The sequence below is a fragment of the bacterium genome (assembly GCA_035380285.1).
In the GTDB taxonomy this organism is placed as follows: Bacteria; Auribacterota; Erginobacteria; order Erginobacterales; family DAOSXE01; genus DAOSXE01.
The window spans coordinates 28,025-43,177 of sequence record DAOSXE010000003.1; the positions used below are offsets into that span (position 1 = coordinate 28,025).

The following is a 15,153-nucleotide window of genomic DNA, read 5'->3' on the forward strand; positions in this document are numbered from 1 at the left end:
CGGGTCAATGAACATCGTCGTCTGCATCAAACAGGTACCGGACACCACCGAAGTCCGGATCAACCCCGAAACCAACACCCTGATCAGGGAAGGGGTGGAGAGCATCATCAACCCCTTCGACCTCTACGCCCTGGAGGAAGGAGTCAGGCTGAAGGAACGCTTCGGGGGAAAAGTCACCGTGATCAGCATGGGTCCGCCCCAGGCCGAAGCCGCCCTGCGGGAAACGCTGGCGTTGGGGGCGGACGAAGCGGTTCTCCTCTGCGACCGGGCTTTCGCCGGCTCCGATACCTGGGCCACGGGGTATACCCTGGCCCGGGGGATACGGAAACTGGGGGATGTCGACTGCATCATCTGCGGCAAGCAGGCGATCGACGGAGACACCGCCCAGGTCGGCCCCCAGATCGCGGCCTGTTTGGATATCCCCCAGGTCACCTATGTCCGCCGGGTCGAGGAGGTTTCCGAAGGCCGGATCCGGGTGCAGAGGATGACCGAGGAGGGATATGAGGTGGTAGAGGGCGATATCCCGATACTGCTCACGGTGGTTAAAGAGATCAACGAACCGCGGCTGCCGTCCCTGAAGGGGAAGTTGAAGGCGAAGAAACAGGAAATTCCGCATTGGACGGCCGAAGATATCGCCGCGCTGCCGGAGCGGATCGGGTTGGATGGGAGCCCGACCCGGGTGGTAAGGATCTTTTCTCCCCCTCCCCGCGGCGCCGGCAGGTTGTTCACCGGCGATGCCGCCGAAGCCGTCTCCGGCTTGGTCGAAGAGCTGGAGAAGGCGGGGGTGATCTGAAAGGAGCATGGAATGAGCCTGCTGATAGATAAAGATACCTGTATCGGCTGCGGCAAGTGCGTCGGCGCCTGCCCCTTCGGCGCCCTGTCGATGGCGGACCGTCTGGCGGTGGTCGACGAAGACGCCTGCACGCTCTGCGGCGCCTGCATCGAGGTCTGCCCGGTAAAGGCGCTCGCTCTTCCGGAGCGCGGGGCTCCCCGGCGGGATCTGGGCGATTACCGCGGGGTGTGGATCGTGGCCGAACAGAAGGGGGGGAAGGTTCAGTCCGTGACGTTCGAGCTTCTGGGCGCGGGCATGCGTCTGGCCCAAGCTCGGGGAGTCGATCTGGCCGCGGTTCTTATCGGCAGCGATCTGGAGACGGCGGCCGCGGAATTGATCTCCCGGGGAGCGGGAAGAGTCTACCTGGTCGAAGATCCCTCGCTGGAGCGTTTCGTCGACGAGGCGTATGCCCGGATCATCTGCCGATTGATCCGGGAGCACCGCCCGGAGATCGTTTTAACCGGCGCGACCGCCATCGGCCGCGCTTTGATCCCCCGGGTGGCCGCCGAGGTCGGGACCGGGCTGACGGCCGATTGCACCGGTTTGGAAATAGACCCCGAATCCGGCAATCTTCTCCAGACCCGCCCGGCTTTCGGGGGCAATATCATGGCCACCATTCTCTGCGAGGACTACCGGCCCCAGATGGCGACCGTCCGTCATAAAGTCATGAAGGAAGCCGAAGCGGACCCCGGACGTTCCGGCGAAATCGTCAGGGTTATGCCGCAGGAGGGGGAAACCTCCGCCCGCACCTCGGTCCTGGAAGTGGTGGAGGAGTTCGAAACCGCGGTCAACATCGCCGAAGCCGATATCATCGTTTCGGGGGGGAGGGGCCTGAAAGGGCCCGAAAACTTCGGAATGCTCAGGGAACTGGCCGATCTTCTGGGCGGCGCCGTGGGCGCCTCCCGGTCGGCCGTCGACGCCGAGTGGATTTCGTACGCGCATCAGGTGGGCCAGACCGGGAAAACCGTCCAGGCCAAGGTTTACATCGCCTGCGGGATTTCGGGAGCGATCCAGCACCTGGTGGGCATGCAGTCCTCGGACACGATCGTGGCCATCAACAAGGATCCGCACGCTCCTATCTTCCAGGTCGCCGACTTCGGAATCGTGGGAGATCTTTTCGAGGTCGTTCCCGCCCTGATCCGGGCGCTCAAGAGCCGCCGCAACGGCTGATTTTTCTTGTTCGATTCCGGGGGCGATGGTATAAACCATGCCTATTTATGGGGTAAGGTTTCAATCGTCAACCTGTAAGCAGGAACAGAAAAACATGTACATTCTCGGAATTTCGGCCTACTACCACGATTCCGCCGCCGCTTTGATTCAGGACGGGAAGATCGTCGCCGCGGCCCAGGAGGAGCGGTTCACCCGCAAGAAACAGGATTTTAATTTTCCCCGCAACGCCATCGAATACTGCCTGAAGCAGGCGGGAATTTCCATCAACGACCTTTCTTACGTAGCCTTTTACGACAAACCCCTGCTCAAATTCGAAAGGATCCTCGACACGTACATGGCTTTTGCTCCCCGGGGCTTCAAGTCGTTTTATCAGGCGATTCCGCTCTGGCTGAAGCAGAAACTCCACATCAAGGATACCCTCCACCAGGAACTCGACTATGGCGGTAAGATACTCTTCCCCGAACACCACGAATCCCATGGCGCCGCCTGTTTTTATCCTTCCCCCTTCCGCGAAGCCGCTTTTCTCACCATCGACGGAGTGGGGGAATGGGCGACCACCAGTTTCGGGGTGGGCAAGGACAACCGCCTGACCCTGATGGCGGAGATCGATTTCCCCCACTCCCTGGGGCTGCTCTATGCCGCGTTTACCTACTACTGCGGTTTCAAGGTCAATTCCGGCGAGTACAAGCTGATGGGGCTGGCCCCCTACGGTCGTCCGCGGTTCGCACCCTTGATCAAGGAGAAGATGGTCGACATCAAACCGGACGGCTCGTTCCGGCTTAACCTCGATTATTTCGATTACATGGTCGGCAACCGGATGACCAACGCCGCCTTTCACGATCTTTTCGGCGCTCCTCCCCGGCGGTCCGAGGATTATATCGATCAGCACTACATGGACTGCGCGGCCTCGATCCAGGAAGTCACCGAAGAAATCATGCTGAAGATGGTCAAAAACATCCACGAGCGTACCGGAATGGATAATCTCTGCATGGCCGGCGGCGTGGCTTTGAACTGCACCGCCAACGGCCGGATTCTCCGGGAAGGCCCCTTCAAGGACATCTGGATTCAACCCGCGGCGGGCGATGCCGGCGGGGCTTTGGGAGCCGCTCTGCTGGTCTGGTATCAATACCTGGGGAACGAACGCAAGGTCGTCGAGGGCAGGGACTTCCAGCAGGGCTCCTATCTAGGGCCCGAGTTCGGCCCGGACGAGGTCAAGAGCTACCTGGACGGGATCAACGCCGACTACGAATACGTTCCCACCGAGGAAATCCCCGAAAAGATAGCGGACCTGATCGCCCAGCAGAACGTCATCGGCTGGTTTCAGGGGCGCATGGAGTTCGGTCCCCGGGCTCTGGGCGCCCGGAGCATTCTCGGAGACGCCCGTTCCGGAGAGATGCAGTCGATCATGAATCTGAAGATCAAGTTCCGGGAGTCATTCCGTCCGTTCGCCCCGGCGGTTCTCCGCGAGAAGGTCGCCGAGTACTTCGAGACCGATTACGCCAGTCCCTATATGCTTCTGATCACCGATGTCAGGGAAGAACGGCGTTTGCCCATGCCGACCGAAGCCGAGGCCGAGCAGAAACTGGAAGAGGAAAAAGCCGTCCTGCGCAAGGAAATCGTGGACCTCAAGGAGGTCAACCGGCATAAAGAGGCGGCCAAGGTGGAGCGTCTCCTGGAAAACACGGACTACCTGAAATTCCGGAATATCATCCACCATCCCCGTTCCGACGTTCCCGCCATCACTCACGTCAATTATTCCGCCCGGCTGCAGACGGTCGACCGCGACGGAGGCAATCCGCTGTATTACGATATGATCAAAACATTCGACGAGAAATACGGCTGCCCCGTAATCGTCAATACCTCGTTCAATGTCCGGGGAGAGCCGATCGTCTGCACCCCGGAAGAAGCCTTCCGCTGCTTCATGCGGACGAAGATGGACTACCTGCTGCTGGGCAACTACCTGCTCGACAAGCGGCAGCAGAAGGAATGGAAAGAAGAATTCGACTGGATGAAGGAGTTTACCCTTGATTGATTTCGATTTTTCCAAGGAGATAAAGGACATCCGGCTTTTTTCCCGAACGGTTCCGGCGGCGCTGGTCCTGCTGGGCACGTTGTTGTGGATTTTCAAGCTGGATTTCTGGCCGACCGTTTTCTGGATCTACCTGGCCGCGGTCGCGGTGTTCCTCTGGGGGCTGATCCACCCCGAATCCTTGAAACCCGTCTACTGCGCCTGGAGCTACTTCACCAGGTGCATCGCCTTCATCATCACCTCCCTGATCCTGGCCGTCGTCTTCTACATCGGATTCACCGGGGTGGGTCTCCTGCGCAAGGCCTTCGGGAAAGACCCCATGCACCGTAAATACGATCCCGCCGCGTCTTCCTACTGGATTCAGCGGGCCGGCGCGGACGCCGAATTCGAACCCGCTCGTTACGAAAAGCAGTTTTAATACTTCAAACCAACGGAACGGCTCATGAAAGTGTCTCTGCTCAAAGAATTTTGGGATTTCATGATGGAGCGGAAGAAATGGTGGCTTCTGCCGATCATCATCATGCTCCTGCTACTGGGAATCCTGGTTCTCGCCACCACCAATCCGGTGGTTTCCCCCTTCATCTACACGCTCTTTTAAGACCGGGAAATGCTCTTCTGGTGGATATCCGGCCTGCTCCTTTTCCTATTGGGCGCGCTGGTGATCCTGACCTCCAATCCGGCCGTGTCGCCGTTCATCTACACCCTGTTCTAGGCCGGTGAACTCCGGCACGCAGATGAAGACGGCCCGCCCGCATCCCGCCGCCCCGCGGCGGCGGAGGATGCGCCCATGTATCTGAAGAAGATCGAGTTCAACGGATTCAAGTCGTTCGCCGAAAAGACCGAACTCGTAATCCCTCCCGGCGTTACCGCCATCGTCGGACCCAACGGCTGCGGCAAGACCAACGTCGTCGATGCCATCAGCTGGGTTTTGGGGGAACAGAGCGCCAAGCAACTGCGCGGCTATAAGATGGAGGACGTCATCTTTAACGGCACCACCGCCCGGCAGGCGGTGGGAATGGCCGAAGTATCGCTGACGTTCGACAACGCCGACGGGACTCTTCCTCTCGATTTTTCCGAGGTGACGCTGACCCGCCGCGTCTTCAGATCGGGGGAGGGACAGTATTTCATCAACCGCAAGCCCTGCCGTCTGCGCGATATCAACGAGCTGGTGCTGGGGACCGGCCTGGGCAACCGGTCGTACAGCCTGGTCGGCCAAGGCCGGATCGACCAGGTGCTGCGTTCCCGTCCGGAAGAACGGAGATTCCTCCTGGAAGAAGCCGCCGGGATCAGCAAGTACCGTAAAAAGCGAGAAGAGGCTCTGCGCAAACTCGAACACACCCAGAACAACCTGCTGCGGATCGACGACATCATCCGGGAAGTCAAACGTCAGCTGGCGGTGGCGGAACGGCAGACCCGCCAGGCCGAACAGTACCGGAAACACCGGGAACGGCTCCGGGAGCTGGAGATCGCGCTCGGTCTGCTCAAGTTGGAGGAAATCCGGCGGGTGGAGCAGGAGTCCGGGGCCGAGCGGGAAGGCCTGGAATCCTCCTACCGCGGACTTCAGGACCGGGCGACCGAACTCGAAGAAAAATTGAGCCGGCTGCGCCGGGATCTGAAGAAGGAGGAGGACGCGTTTCACCAGGCTCGATCCGCCCAGATAACCGGCCGCGCCGAAATCGACAAAGCCGGCCATCGCCGGGAGCTGAACCGGCGTCAGATCGGAGATATCCAGAACCACGTCCAGCGCCTGATCGGGGAAAAGGAGAAGACGGCGCGGGATCTGGAAGAGGGGAGGAAAACCGCGGTCGCTCTCGAGGGCGAACTGGGAAAACTCGCCGCCGCCAACCGGGAGCAGGAGGCGGAGCTGGAACGGCGCGAAGCCGAACTGCGGGGCCTGGTCGGGCGTTTGGACGAAGCTCAGCGCCAGGCGGCCGACTATCGGAACCGCCTCCTGGAAAATTCCCGCGCCGAAGCGCGGTTGAACAACGAATACGCCGGGGTCGAGGCCGGGAGCAAGGAGCTGGTTCTGAGGAAGCGCCGCCTGGCCGTGCAGATCGAGCGCCTGGAAGAAGCGGGGAAGGAACAGGAGGAGGAACAGGTCTCGGCGTCGGAGGTCATCGAGGAACGGGAAGCCGAAATGCGCCGGCTGAAGGAAGAACTGAAGACCGCATCGGCGGCAGCGTCTGCCGCCGCCGAAGCGCACCGGGCGGCCGTCGCGCGCCGCGACGAGCAGGTATTGGCCTTGAAGGTCAAGGAATCCCGGGATCGGCTGCTGCGCGATTCCGAGACTTTCCCGGGGGAAGGCGCGGACGGGATCAAGTGCCTGCTCGACGCCGGCGAAGATCGTTTCCCGTCCCGTGCCGGGATCGTCGGTCTCCTTGCCGACTTTATCGAGGTCGATTCCGGTTTTGAAGCGCTGCTGGAGGCTTTGTTGGGAGATAAGGAAAGGGCGCTGGTGGTCGAGGATCGGGCCACCGCCGAAGCGGCCGCGACGCTCCTGCGCGACGCCCAAGCCGGCCGGACCGTTCTCCTGGTCCGCTCCCGGCTGGAGCCACGGGAGCCGGCTTCGGCCGAGATCTACCGGCACATACGTTTCTCCGGCCCCATGAAGGGGTTGGAAACGGCCGTGCTGGGCGTGCCCGACCCGTCCGCCGGCGCCGCCGGTTTCAGGGTGATCGCCCCCGGTACGGTGGAGCGTTCCGACGGTTCCGTAATCTGGGCGGGGACGGCGTCATCTTCCGGCCGAATATATTCCCGTTCCCGGATGCTCGAGGAACTGTCTGCGGAGATCGCGGCGGCGACCGGCGCACTCGAGCAGGCGGAGCTGGAGCGCTCCGCCGCCGAGCGGGATCGGGAGGAGAAAGACGCCTTTCTGCGCGACCTGTCGATTCGGCTTCGCGACGGGGAACTGGCCCAGGCCATAGCGAGCAGGGAATCGGACCGATTGAAAAAGGGGCTGGAGCAGGTCCGCCTGGAACTGGCCGGCGCGCGCCGGGAGGTGGAGGAGATCGAATCCGACCTGGTCCGTCTGAGCGGGCGAAAGAACGAGTTGGAGGCGAAGCTGACCAAGGATCCTGTCCGCAGCGAGGACGGGGCCCGCGGGCTGAAGGATGCGGAAGCGGCTTCCGCCCGGATCGGCTCCGAGGTTCGGGAGGCGGAACGGGGCATTACCGGCTTGAAGATAGCCCTGGCCTCGTCCCGGGAACGGGAAGATTCCCTCTCCACCCGGTTGAAAATGCTCAAGCGGGAGCTGGCCGGCCATGAGGCCGCGCTGACATCCCGGGAAGAGCAGATAACCGCCGGACGGGACCGGGTCTCCGAACTTGAACGGGAAAACGACGAACTGGCCGGGGAGATCGAACTCCGGAGCCGGGAATTGGAGGAGGGAACGGCCGGGATCGAACGCCTGCGCTTGTCGGTGGAGGAATGGGAACGCCGCTGCACAGATGCGGAAAAAGAGTATCAGAACGTCAGGCCGTCCCTGCAGGAAGCTCAGGAGAAAGTCGGCCAGGTCGAGGTCAGGTTGGCGGAAGCGCGTCTGCGCCGGAACAATATCTCCCAGAGAATCAGGGAAGCGTACGGGGTGGAGCTGGAGGCACTGGAAGTACCGGAAGGAGATTTCGATCAGGACGCCATGGCCGGGGAAGCGGAATCGATTAAAGAAAAAATGGCGAAGATGACCAATATCAACTTGGCGGCCCTGGAGGACAAGGAAGTTTTCGACGCCCGTCTCAAGCTGCTCCTGGAACAGAAAGAAGATCTGGAATCGGCCCGGATCCATATCGAGGAAGCTATCCGCAAGATCAACATCACCGCCCGGGAGCGGCTGGCGGCCACGTTCGATATCGTCCGCAATTCCTTCCGGGATATTTTCCGCCAGCTCTTCGAGGGGGGCAAGGCCGACCTGGTTCTGGACAACGAGAAGGACATTCTCGACAGCGGTCTGGAGATCGTGGCCCAACCTCCCGGGAAAAAGCTCCAGCACATCAACCTGCTTTCGGGGGGAGAACGGGCCATGACCACCATCGCCTTCATCTTCGCCCTGTTCAAGGTTCAGCCCAGCCCCTTCTACCTGCTGGACGAGATCGACGCCCCCCTGGACGGGGTGAACATCAGCCGCTTCGTCCACCTGCTCAAAAGCCGGTCCGGGGAAGCCCAGTTCATCATCATCACCCACAACAAGCAGACCATTGCCGAAGCCGACGTTCTCTACGGAATCACCATGGAGGAGTCCGGCGTCTCCAAGGTGGTTTCGGTCAAGTTCAGCCCGGAAAAGACCGAAGCCTGAGCGCCGTCGCGGTTCCGACGAAAGGCCTTGCGTCGCCGCCCCGCACTCTCCTATACTTACAAAATACTTCGGGGCAGGGTGAGCCCGGGAAATCGGGCAATTCCCGACCGGCGGTGAAAGGCCGCGAGTCCCTGCGGGGATTGAGCCGGTGAAATTCCGGCGCCGACGGTAAAGTCCGGATGAGAGAAGGAACGAGGTTTTTTTCCGCCCCGGGGCATAGCTTCGGGGTTTTTTGTCGGATCGGGAAAACGCTGAGGGAAGTCGGGACCGTGCCGGAAGAAAAATTCAATTCCACTGAAGAGATCATCGAGGATTTACGCCGGGGGAAGATGGTCGTCATTACCGACGACGAGCGGCGGGAGAACGAGGGCGACCTGGTCCTGTCCGCCGAGAAGGTTACGGCGGAAGCGGTCAATTTCATGATCACACACGGCAAGGGGCTCGTCTGCGTTCCCATGCTCTCCGAGGATCTGGAACGGTTCGGGTTGCAGCAGATGGTGAGCAATAACCGCGATACCTTCTGCACCGCCTTCACCGTATCCGTCGACGCCCGCCGGGACATCACCACCGGAATCTCCGCTTCCGACCGGGCGAAGACGATCGCGATCCTGGCCGATCCCTCGACCGGTCGGGAAGACATAGTCACTCCCGGCCATGTTTTTCCCCTTAAAGCCCGCGAAGGGGGGGTTCTGGTCCGCGCCGGCCATACCGAAGCTTCGGTCGACCTGGCCCGGCTGAGCGGGCAGCGTCCGGCGGCCGTCATCTGCGAGATCATCAATTCCGACGGGAGCATGGCCCGTCTGCCGCAGCTCAGGGAGTTCTGCCGGGAATTCGATCTCAAGATGGGCTCGATCTCGGACCTCATCGAATACCGCCGCCGCCGGGATCGTCTGGTCTATCCGACCGCGTCCACACGCCTGCCCACGCCGTGGGGGGAATTCGACCTGAAACTGTACCGGTCGACCTTGGACAACCGGGCCCTGTTGGCTTTGGTCATGGGCGATGTCGACGGCAGGGAGAATATCCTGGTAAGAGTCCACTCCAGCTGCCTCACCGGAGATATTTTTCTCTCTCGCCGCTGCGATTGCGGCCAGCAGCTGCATGAAGCCATGAGGCGTATCGCCGAGGAAGGCCGGGGCGTCCTTCTCTATCTGGAGCAGGAGGGCAGAGGAATCGGCCTGGAGAGCAAGATCAAAGCTTACTGCCTGCAGGATCGGGGCCTGGATACGATCGAGGCCAACGAAGAACTGGGGTATGAAGCCGACCTCCGCGAATACGGGCTGGGGGCGCAGGTACTGAAGGATCTGGGGCTTTCGTCGATCCGGCTGCTGACCAACAATCCCCGCAAGGTGGTCGGCCTCAAGGGGTACGGTCTCGATATCGCCGAGACGGTTCCGATCCGGATCGATCCCAACCCCCACAACCGGCGTTATCTGGAAACCAAGAAAAACAGGATGGATCACGTACTTTGAAGGCGGCCGGAATCGACCGATCCGCCGCCGGGGAAAAGCTGGCACCAGGGAGGAATCCATGAAAATTTTTGAAGGCAAGCTGTCGGCGCAGGGGATCCGTATCGGTATCGTCGTCAGCCGTTTCAACGAGATTTTTACCTCGAAACTGTTGGCCGGCGCGCTCGACTGCCTGTCCCGTCACGGCGGAGAAGAGGAAGCGGTGGAGGTTGCCTGGGTCCCGGGGGCATGGGAAATCCCGATGGCCGCGAAAAAGATGGCCGACTCCGAACGTTACGACGCCGTTATCTGTCTGGGGGCGGTGATCAGAGGAGACACTCCTCATTGGGAGTATATCAGCAGCGAAGTAACCAAAGGCGTGGCCCAAGCCGGGCTTCAGAGCGGGGTGCCGGTATGTTATGGGATCATCACCCCCGATACCCTGGAACAGGCGATCGAACGGTCGGGTTCCAAGGCCGGGAATAAAGGTTTCGCCGCGGCTCAGGCCGCCATCGAAATGGTGAACCTCTACCGGGAACTTTCCTGAAGAGCGATGGGTTCTCGGCGACAAGCCCGCGAGCAGGCGCTCCAGATTCTGTACGGCCACGCCGTGAACCCGGGCGAGCTCCGGAAAGCGATCGACGATTATTTCGCATCGGTTCCAAGAGACGAGGAAAGCCGCCGGTATGCGGAACGGCTGGTTCTGGGGGTCGAAGAGCATCGGGACGAGATAGACGGCCGCCTTCGGGGGATCGTTAAAAACTGGTCGTTGGGCCGAATCGGTCTGGTCGACCTGTCCATTCTCCGTCTCGCCATCTTCGAAATGACGTACGAGCGGGAAGTCCCTTCGCCGGTGGCCATCAACGAAGCGATCGAGATCGCCAAGAGGTACGGGTCCGAGCAGTCCAGCCGGTTCATCAACGGCGTTCTCGATAAGGCGCGGGCCGAGGCGGCGGATGAAGCCGATTGATCTTCATCTGCATACCACCGCCTCCGACGGCGCTTTTACGGTGGAGGAAGTGCTTACGGCGGCCCGGGACAAGGGTTTGGCCGCCATATCCATCACCGACCACGATTCGGTCTCCTCGGTTCCCGAAGAGATTCGCAGAAGTTCCGCGTTCGGGTTGGAAGCGGTGCCGGGGATGGAACTCTCGATCGAATGCGACGGTTTCGAAATCCATCTGCTCGGGTATTTATTCGATTACCGGGATGCGGAACTGCTGGAGCGGCTTTCCGGTTTTCAGGAGGCCCGGCGGGAGCGGGCCGAGCTGATGCTGGCCAAGCTCGAAGGGATGGGCATTACCCTGGAGCTGGAGAAATATTTCCCCGGGGTAAGCGACGGTTCGATCGGCCGGCTTCATATCGGACGGGCCATGTACTTGAGCGGTTACGTCTCTTCCGTGCAGGAAGCGTTTTCCCGTTATATCGGAAATCAGGGGCCCGTGTATGTGCCCAAGCTGACATTCAGCCTTCCCGAAGCCATCGGCATCATCAGGAAGCTGGGCGGGGTCGCGGTCTTGGCCCACCCGGGGCAGCTGCGCAAGGACGATTTGATCCCCGAGATGGTCTCGATGGGGCTTCAGGGTCTGGAAGCCTATTACCCGAGCCACAGTCTATTCGAAACCAATCACTATATCGAGCTGGCCAGGTACTATGGCCTGATCGTCACCGGGGGTTCGGATTGTCACGGTCCCAATAAAAGCCGGATACTCATGGGAGAGGTCGTGGTTCCCTACGAGGTCCTGGACGAATTGCGGGAGCTGGTCGGGAAATGAGCGGAATCGCTTCGGGCTTGGGCAAGTCCAGGGGGGCGATCCGAAGCCGTATGGAGCGCTGGTTTCGCCGGGCCGGAACCATTTCCGATGAATTCTGGGAGGATTGGGAGGGGGCGCTTATTCAAGTGGATGTCGGCGTCGAAACTTCCCTGGAGCTGGTCGCCCGGGTGCGGGAGCGGGCGTCCCGGGAAAAAAATTTTGATCCCGGGCGTATCCGCGAAATGATCCGGGAAGAGTTGGCCGCCCTGTTTCCCCCGGTCCCGGCCGCGGCCGGCGACGCCTCCGCTCCCCCCCGGGTAACGGTCCTCTGGGGAGTGAACGGCTCGGGAAAAACCACGACGGCGGCGAAATTGGCCGGCCGCTGCCAGGCGGCGGGAGAGAAGGTTCTGTTGGCCGCGGCGGACACTTTCCGCGCCGCCGCCATCGATCAGTTGGAGATCTGGGCCCGGAGGCTGGGGGTGGAGATCGTCAGTCAGGAATCCGGTTCCGATCCCGCGGCGGTGGCTTTCGACGCCTGCCGTGCCGCCCGGGCGCGGGGGTACGACCGGGTGATTGTGGATACGGCGGGGAGACTCCATACCCGGGACGATCTGATGGGACAAGTGGGCAAGCTGGTTCGCTCGATCGAGAAAGCGGTTCCGGGGTCCCCCCGGGAGATGCTGCTGGTCGTGGACGCGACCGTGGGGCAGAACGGACTGGCCCAGGCGGAGAAATTCATGGAATCGGTCAAGCTCGACGGGGTCGTCCTCACCAAGCTGGACGGCACCGCCCGCGGCGGCATAGCGGCGGCGATCGGCTCTCGGTTCAAAATCCCCATCGTCATGGTCGGGGTGGGGGAAGGGCCGGAAGATTTGGCCGGGTTCGACGCCGCGGAATTTTCCCGGGCTCTTCTGACCGCTCCCGAAACCGTCGGGAGCTGAGGGGCCTCGCCGTCGCGTCGGAAAACTCCCCGAACCGGGGGATAACGGTTCGGGATGGGAAATGCGAAATGAACCGCGACGAATTTTACATGAAGCAGGCTCTGGGGCTGGCCCGCCGCGGCGGCGACAGGGTGCGCCCCAACCCCAAAGTGGGGGCGGTGCTGGTCAAAGGGGGCAAGGTCGTCGCCGCCGGCTACCACTCCCGTTACGGCGGGCCTCATGCCGAAGCCCGGGTGTTGAGCCGGGCCGGGAGCCGGGCCCGGGGAGCGACGCTCTACGTGACGCTGGAGCCCTGCAGCACGTTCGGGAAAACTCCCCCCTGCACCGCGGCCATTCTCGCCCATGGCGTCCGGCGGGTGGTGGTCGGCGCCGTCGACGCCAATCCCCGGCATCGGGGGAGAGGCTTGAACCTGCTGCGCCGGTCCGGGGTAGAAGTCGTCACCGGAGTATGCCGGGAAGAATGTTCGCTGTTGAACCGGGATTTTTCGGTGTGGATCGCGCAAGAGAGACCCTACGGCATGCTCAAGCTGGCGCTTTCCCTGGACGGCAAGATCGCCACTAAGACCGGAAATTCGAAATGGATCAGCTCCGCCGCCAGCCGCCGGATCGTCCATCGCCTGCGCTCGTCGGCGGACGCGGTCATGGTCGGGATCGGGACGGTGGACGCGGACGACCCCTCTCTGAGCGCGCGCATGGGCTACGCCAATCCCGGGCTGAAAAAGGTGGTGATCGACCCCGGCGCCCGCCTCTCGCCCCGTGCCCGGCTCTTTGCCCGATCCGCCGGAGTGGTGGTGGCGGTCGGCTCCGGCGCCCCGGCGGCCCGGGTCAAAAGATTGGAAAAGGCCGGCGCCGTGGTCGTCGTTCTGCCCGGCACCGGGAGCGAATTGGATCTGCGGATGTTGGGCAAATACCTGTTCCGGGAGAAAATAGTGCGGCTTCTGGTCGAAGGCGGGGGAATCACCGCGGCCCGCTGCCTCGAACAGGGCTTGTTGGACGAAGTGCATTTTTTCTTCGCCCCCATTCTGGTGGGCGGCCGCGGCGCCGTCTCTTCCCTGGCCGGCACCGGCGCGGCGACGATCGCCGACGCCGTATCCGTGAGCCGGCTGGAACTGTCGCGTCCGGGCGGCGACATTTACGTCAGAGGGTTGCTGGAGCCCGGTAAAAGAAGAAAAGGATGAAACAACCGCTGCAATGGACGGCGCTCCTCGGCGTTTGGGCGACGCCTTTCCCGATTATCGCTTGTCCTTTTGCGCTTTGTTTTCGATCGGTATAGTCAATAAGCGGAGGTTTCCTCCGACGACGGGAACCTGGAAATATCGAGAGAAAAGGTGACGCCATTGTATTGAATATAAAGGATGATCAGACATGTTCACCGGGATAATCAGGGAAATAGGTAAGGTTCGATTCCTGGAAGAGAGGGGCGGGGCCGGGGTTCTCGGTCTGGAGGCGGCCGTTCTGGCTTCGGGGGTCGGGGTGGGGGACAGCCTGGCGGTCGACGGGGTCTGCCTGACGGTCAGAGGCCTGGGAGGAAGGTCGGCGGAAATGGACGTTTCCCCGGAAACGTTGGCCCGCACGACCTTGGGGGCTCTGCGGTCCGGGGCCGCGGTCAACCTGGAACCGGCGTTGATAGTGGGTGATCGCCTCGACGGCCACCTGGTCACCGGCCATGTCGACTGCACCGGGCGGATAATCGATCTGCGTCCGGAGGCCGGGGGGGTGCTGCTCAAGATCGAGGTCCCTTCCAGTCACGTCCGTTACCTGGCGGTGAAGGGATCGGTCGCGGTCGACGGAATCAGCCTGACCGTAGCCGCTATCGAGGGCTCCTCGGCGGTGGTTCACGTAGTCCCGTTCACCAGGGATTCGACCAACCTCCGCCTCCGCCGCAGTGGCGACCTGGTCAACATCGAAACCGATCTGATCGCAAAGTACGTCGAACGGTTGTTGCCGGGGAACGGGGGGCGAGGGCTGACCTGGGACCAGGCGGAGCTGTTGAGGTAGGGTTTGACTCGGTCGAGTCCCAACGGCGGGGGGGGCGTCAGGCCCTGGTTCGCATTTTTCCTCGGCATCTCCGTTCTCCTTCACGGGGCGGTGGTGCTCATTTCCGGGAGAAGTCCGGGTTCCACGGCTGCCGCCAGTGCTTCGGAAACGATTTTCTGCAGACTCTACGAGCCGGAAGTGCTTTTCCCGGATCATCATGGGGAGCCCGCCCCGGCGGTGGCCGAACAGCCGCCGCCCCTTGAACCGGCGGCGGAAAAACGGCTAGCGGATCCGGCCGTTATCGCCCCGCTGCCGGAACCGGACGCCCCGACCCCGGACCCGCGGTTTGTTCTTCCCGCGCCTACTCCCGATGCCGCCGCGGCCCGGGAAGCCTACACCCGGCGGTTATGGGAACTGATCTTCCAGTGCCGGAGGTATCCCGCCGCTCTGGCCGGTTCGGAGATGAAGGGAGAAGTTATCGTTATTTTTACCTTGCGCCGGAACGGCGAACTGGCGGAAGCGGTTATCCCCCGGGGCGGCGGCTCGGCGGTTCCCGAATTCAACCGCGAGGCGCTGAGGGCGGTCCGGGAAGCCGGAGACAACTTTCCCCCCTTCCCGCCGGAGATCAAGGAGAAGGAACTCTGTTTCCAGCTTCCGATCGTCTTCTCTTTGTCTTCCGAAGATCCCCGGTGAGGAAAAAGCGGCTTGACGGTT

The 15,153-nt window shown here is 61.9% G+C and carries 13 protein-coding genes, 1 pseudogene and 1 riboswitch; all 14 genes and pseudogenes read left to right on the forward strand.

Annotation, left to right across the window (positions count from 1 at the left end; genetic code table 11):
• Nucleotides 1-7 precede the first annotated feature (7 nt).
• The 14 genes and pseudogenes from PLZ73_01815 to PLZ73_01880 all read left to right on the forward strand — a co-directional run bounded on the left by PLZ73_01815 (nt 8) and on the right by PLZ73_01880 (nt 15,132).
• A complete protein-coding gene (locus tag PLZ73_01815; protein ID HOO76605.1) occupies nt 8-793 on the forward strand; it encodes an electron transfer flavoprotein subunit beta/FixA family protein in 786 nt (261 codons plus the stop codon).
• Nucleotides 794-805: 12 nt separating this feature from the next.
• Nucleotides 806-2,002 carry an electron transfer flavoprotein subunit alpha gene (locus tag PLZ73_01820; protein ID HOO76606.1) on the forward strand — a complete coding sequence of 399 codons (1,197 nt, stop codon included), beginning with the start codon at nt 806-808 and terminating at the stop codon, nt 2,000-2,002.
• 94 nt (nt 2,003-2,096) lie between these two features.
• A complete protein-coding gene (locus PLZ73_01825) occupies nt 2,097-4,034 on the forward strand; it encodes a carbamoyltransferase (protein ID HOO76607.1) in 1,938 nt (645 codons plus the stop codon).
• Nucleotides 4,027-4,449: a hypothetical protein gene (locus tag PLZ73_01830; GenBank protein ID HOO76608.1), complete on the forward strand. Its 423-nt coding sequence runs from the start codon at nt 4,027-4,029 to the stop codon at nt 4,447-4,449. The genes PLZ73_01825 and PLZ73_01830 overlap by 8 nt, the downstream gene beginning before the upstream one ends.
• Before the next feature lie 24 nt (nt 4,450-4,473).
• Nucleotides 4,474-4,743, forward strand: a pseudogene (locus PLZ73_01835) (DUF5989 family protein).
• Between the two features lie 75 nt (nt 4,744-4,818).
• Nucleotides 4,819-8,319, forward strand: a complete 3,501-nt coding sequence (gene smc / locus PLZ73_01840) for a chromosome segregation protein SMC (protein ID HOO76609.1) — start codon at nt 4,819-4,821, stop codon at nt 8,317-8,319.
• Between the two features lie 60 nt (nt 8,320-8,379).
• A riboswitch (FMN riboswitch) is annotated at nt 8,380-8,514 on the forward strand.
• Nucleotides 8,515-8,588: 74 nt separating this feature from the next.
• Entirely contained in the window at nt 8,589-9,791 is a 1,203-nt protein-coding gene (locus PLZ73_01845) for a bifunctional 3,4-dihydroxy-2-butanone-4-phosphate synthase/GTP cyclohydrolase II (protein ID HOO76610.1), read from the forward strand.
• Between the two features lie 58 nt (nt 9,792-9,849).
• Entirely contained in the window at nt 9,850-10,314 is a 465-nt protein-coding gene (gene ribH / locus PLZ73_01850; protein ID HOO76611.1) for a 6,7-dimethyl-8-ribityllumazine synthase, read from the forward strand.
• Between the two features lie 6 nt (nt 10,315-10,320).
• Nucleotides 10,321-10,737, forward strand: coding sequence for a transcription antitermination factor NusB (gene nusB / locus PLZ73_01855; protein HOO76612.1), 417 nt, complete (start codon nt 10,321-10,323; stop codon nt 10,735-10,737).
• Nucleotides 10,724-11,542, forward strand: a complete 819-nt coding sequence (locus tag PLZ73_01860) for a PHP domain-containing protein (protein HOO76613.1) — start codon at nt 10,724-10,726, stop codon at nt 11,540-11,542. Before nusB ends, PLZ73_01860 begins: the two co-directional genes overlap by 14 nt.
• Nucleotides 11,539-12,462, forward strand: coding sequence for a signal recognition particle-docking protein FtsY (gene ftsY, locus PLZ73_01865; protein ID HOO76614.1), 924 nt, complete (start codon nt 11,539-11,541; stop codon nt 12,460-12,462). Before PLZ73_01860 ends, ftsY begins: the two co-directional genes overlap by 4 nt.
• 68 nt (nt 12,463-12,530) lie before the next feature.
• Nucleotides 12,531-13,640 carry a bifunctional diaminohydroxyphosphoribosylaminopyrimidine deaminase/5-amino-6-(5-phosphoribosylamino)uracil reductase RibD gene (ribD, locus tag PLZ73_01870; protein ID HOO76615.1) on the forward strand — a complete coding sequence of 370 codons (1,110 nt, stop codon included), beginning with the start codon at nt 12,531-12,533 and terminating at the stop codon, nt 13,638-13,640.
• Nucleotides 13,641-13,827: 187 nt separating this feature from the next.
• Nucleotides 13,828-14,460: a riboflavin synthase gene (locus PLZ73_01875; protein HOO76616.1), complete on the forward strand. Its 633-nt coding sequence runs from the start codon at nt 13,828-13,830 to the stop codon at nt 14,458-14,460.
• A gap of 3 nt (nt 14,461-14,463) precedes the next feature.
• Nucleotides 14,464-15,132 carry a TonB family protein gene (locus tag PLZ73_01880; GenBank protein ID HOO76617.1) on the forward strand — a complete coding sequence of 223 codons (669 nt, stop codon included), beginning with the start codon at nt 14,464-14,466 and terminating at the stop codon, nt 15,130-15,132.
• Nucleotides 15,133-15,153: the final 21 nt, after the last annotated feature.

Excerpts from the sequence above, each read along its gene's own strand:
- PLZ73_01815 (HOO76605.1), top strand. The coding sequence starts at position 8 with ATGAACATCGTCGTCTGCATCAAACAGGTACCGGACACCACCGAAGTC.
- smc (HOO76609.1), top strand. The coding sequence starts at position 4,819 with ATGTATCTGAAGAAGATCGAGTTCAACGGATTCAAGTCGTTCGCCGAA.
- nusB (HOO76612.1), top strand. The coding sequence starts at position 10,321 with ATGGGTTCTCGGCGACAAGCCCGCGAGCAGGCGCTCCAGATTCTGTAC.
- ribD (HOO76615.1), top strand. The coding sequence starts at position 12,531 with ATGAACCGCGACGAATTTTACATGAAGCAGGCTCTGGGGCTGGCCCGC.
- ribH (HOO76611.1), top strand. The coding sequence starts at position 9,850 with ATGAAAATTTTTGAAGGCAAGCTGTCGGCGCAGGGGATCCGTATCGGT.
- PLZ73_01825 (HOO76607.1), top strand. The coding sequence starts at position 2,097 with ATGTACATTCTCGGAATTTCGGCCTACTACCACGATTCCGCCGCCGCT.
- PLZ73_01875 (HOO76616.1), top strand. The coding sequence starts at position 13,828 with ATGTTCACCGGGATAATCAGGGAAATAGGTAAGGTTCGATTCCTGGAA.
- PLZ73_01860 (HOO76613.1), top strand. The coding sequence starts at position 10,724 with ATGAAGCCGATTGATCTTCATCTGCATACCACCGCCTCCGACGGCGCT.
- ftsY (HOO76614.1), top strand. The coding sequence starts at position 11,539 with ATGAGCGGAATCGCTTCGGGCTTGGGCAAGTCCAGGGGGGCGATCCGA.
- PLZ73_01820 (HOO76606.1), top strand. The coding sequence starts at position 806 with ATGAGCCTGCTGATAGATAAAGATACCTGTATCGGCTGCGGCAAGTGC.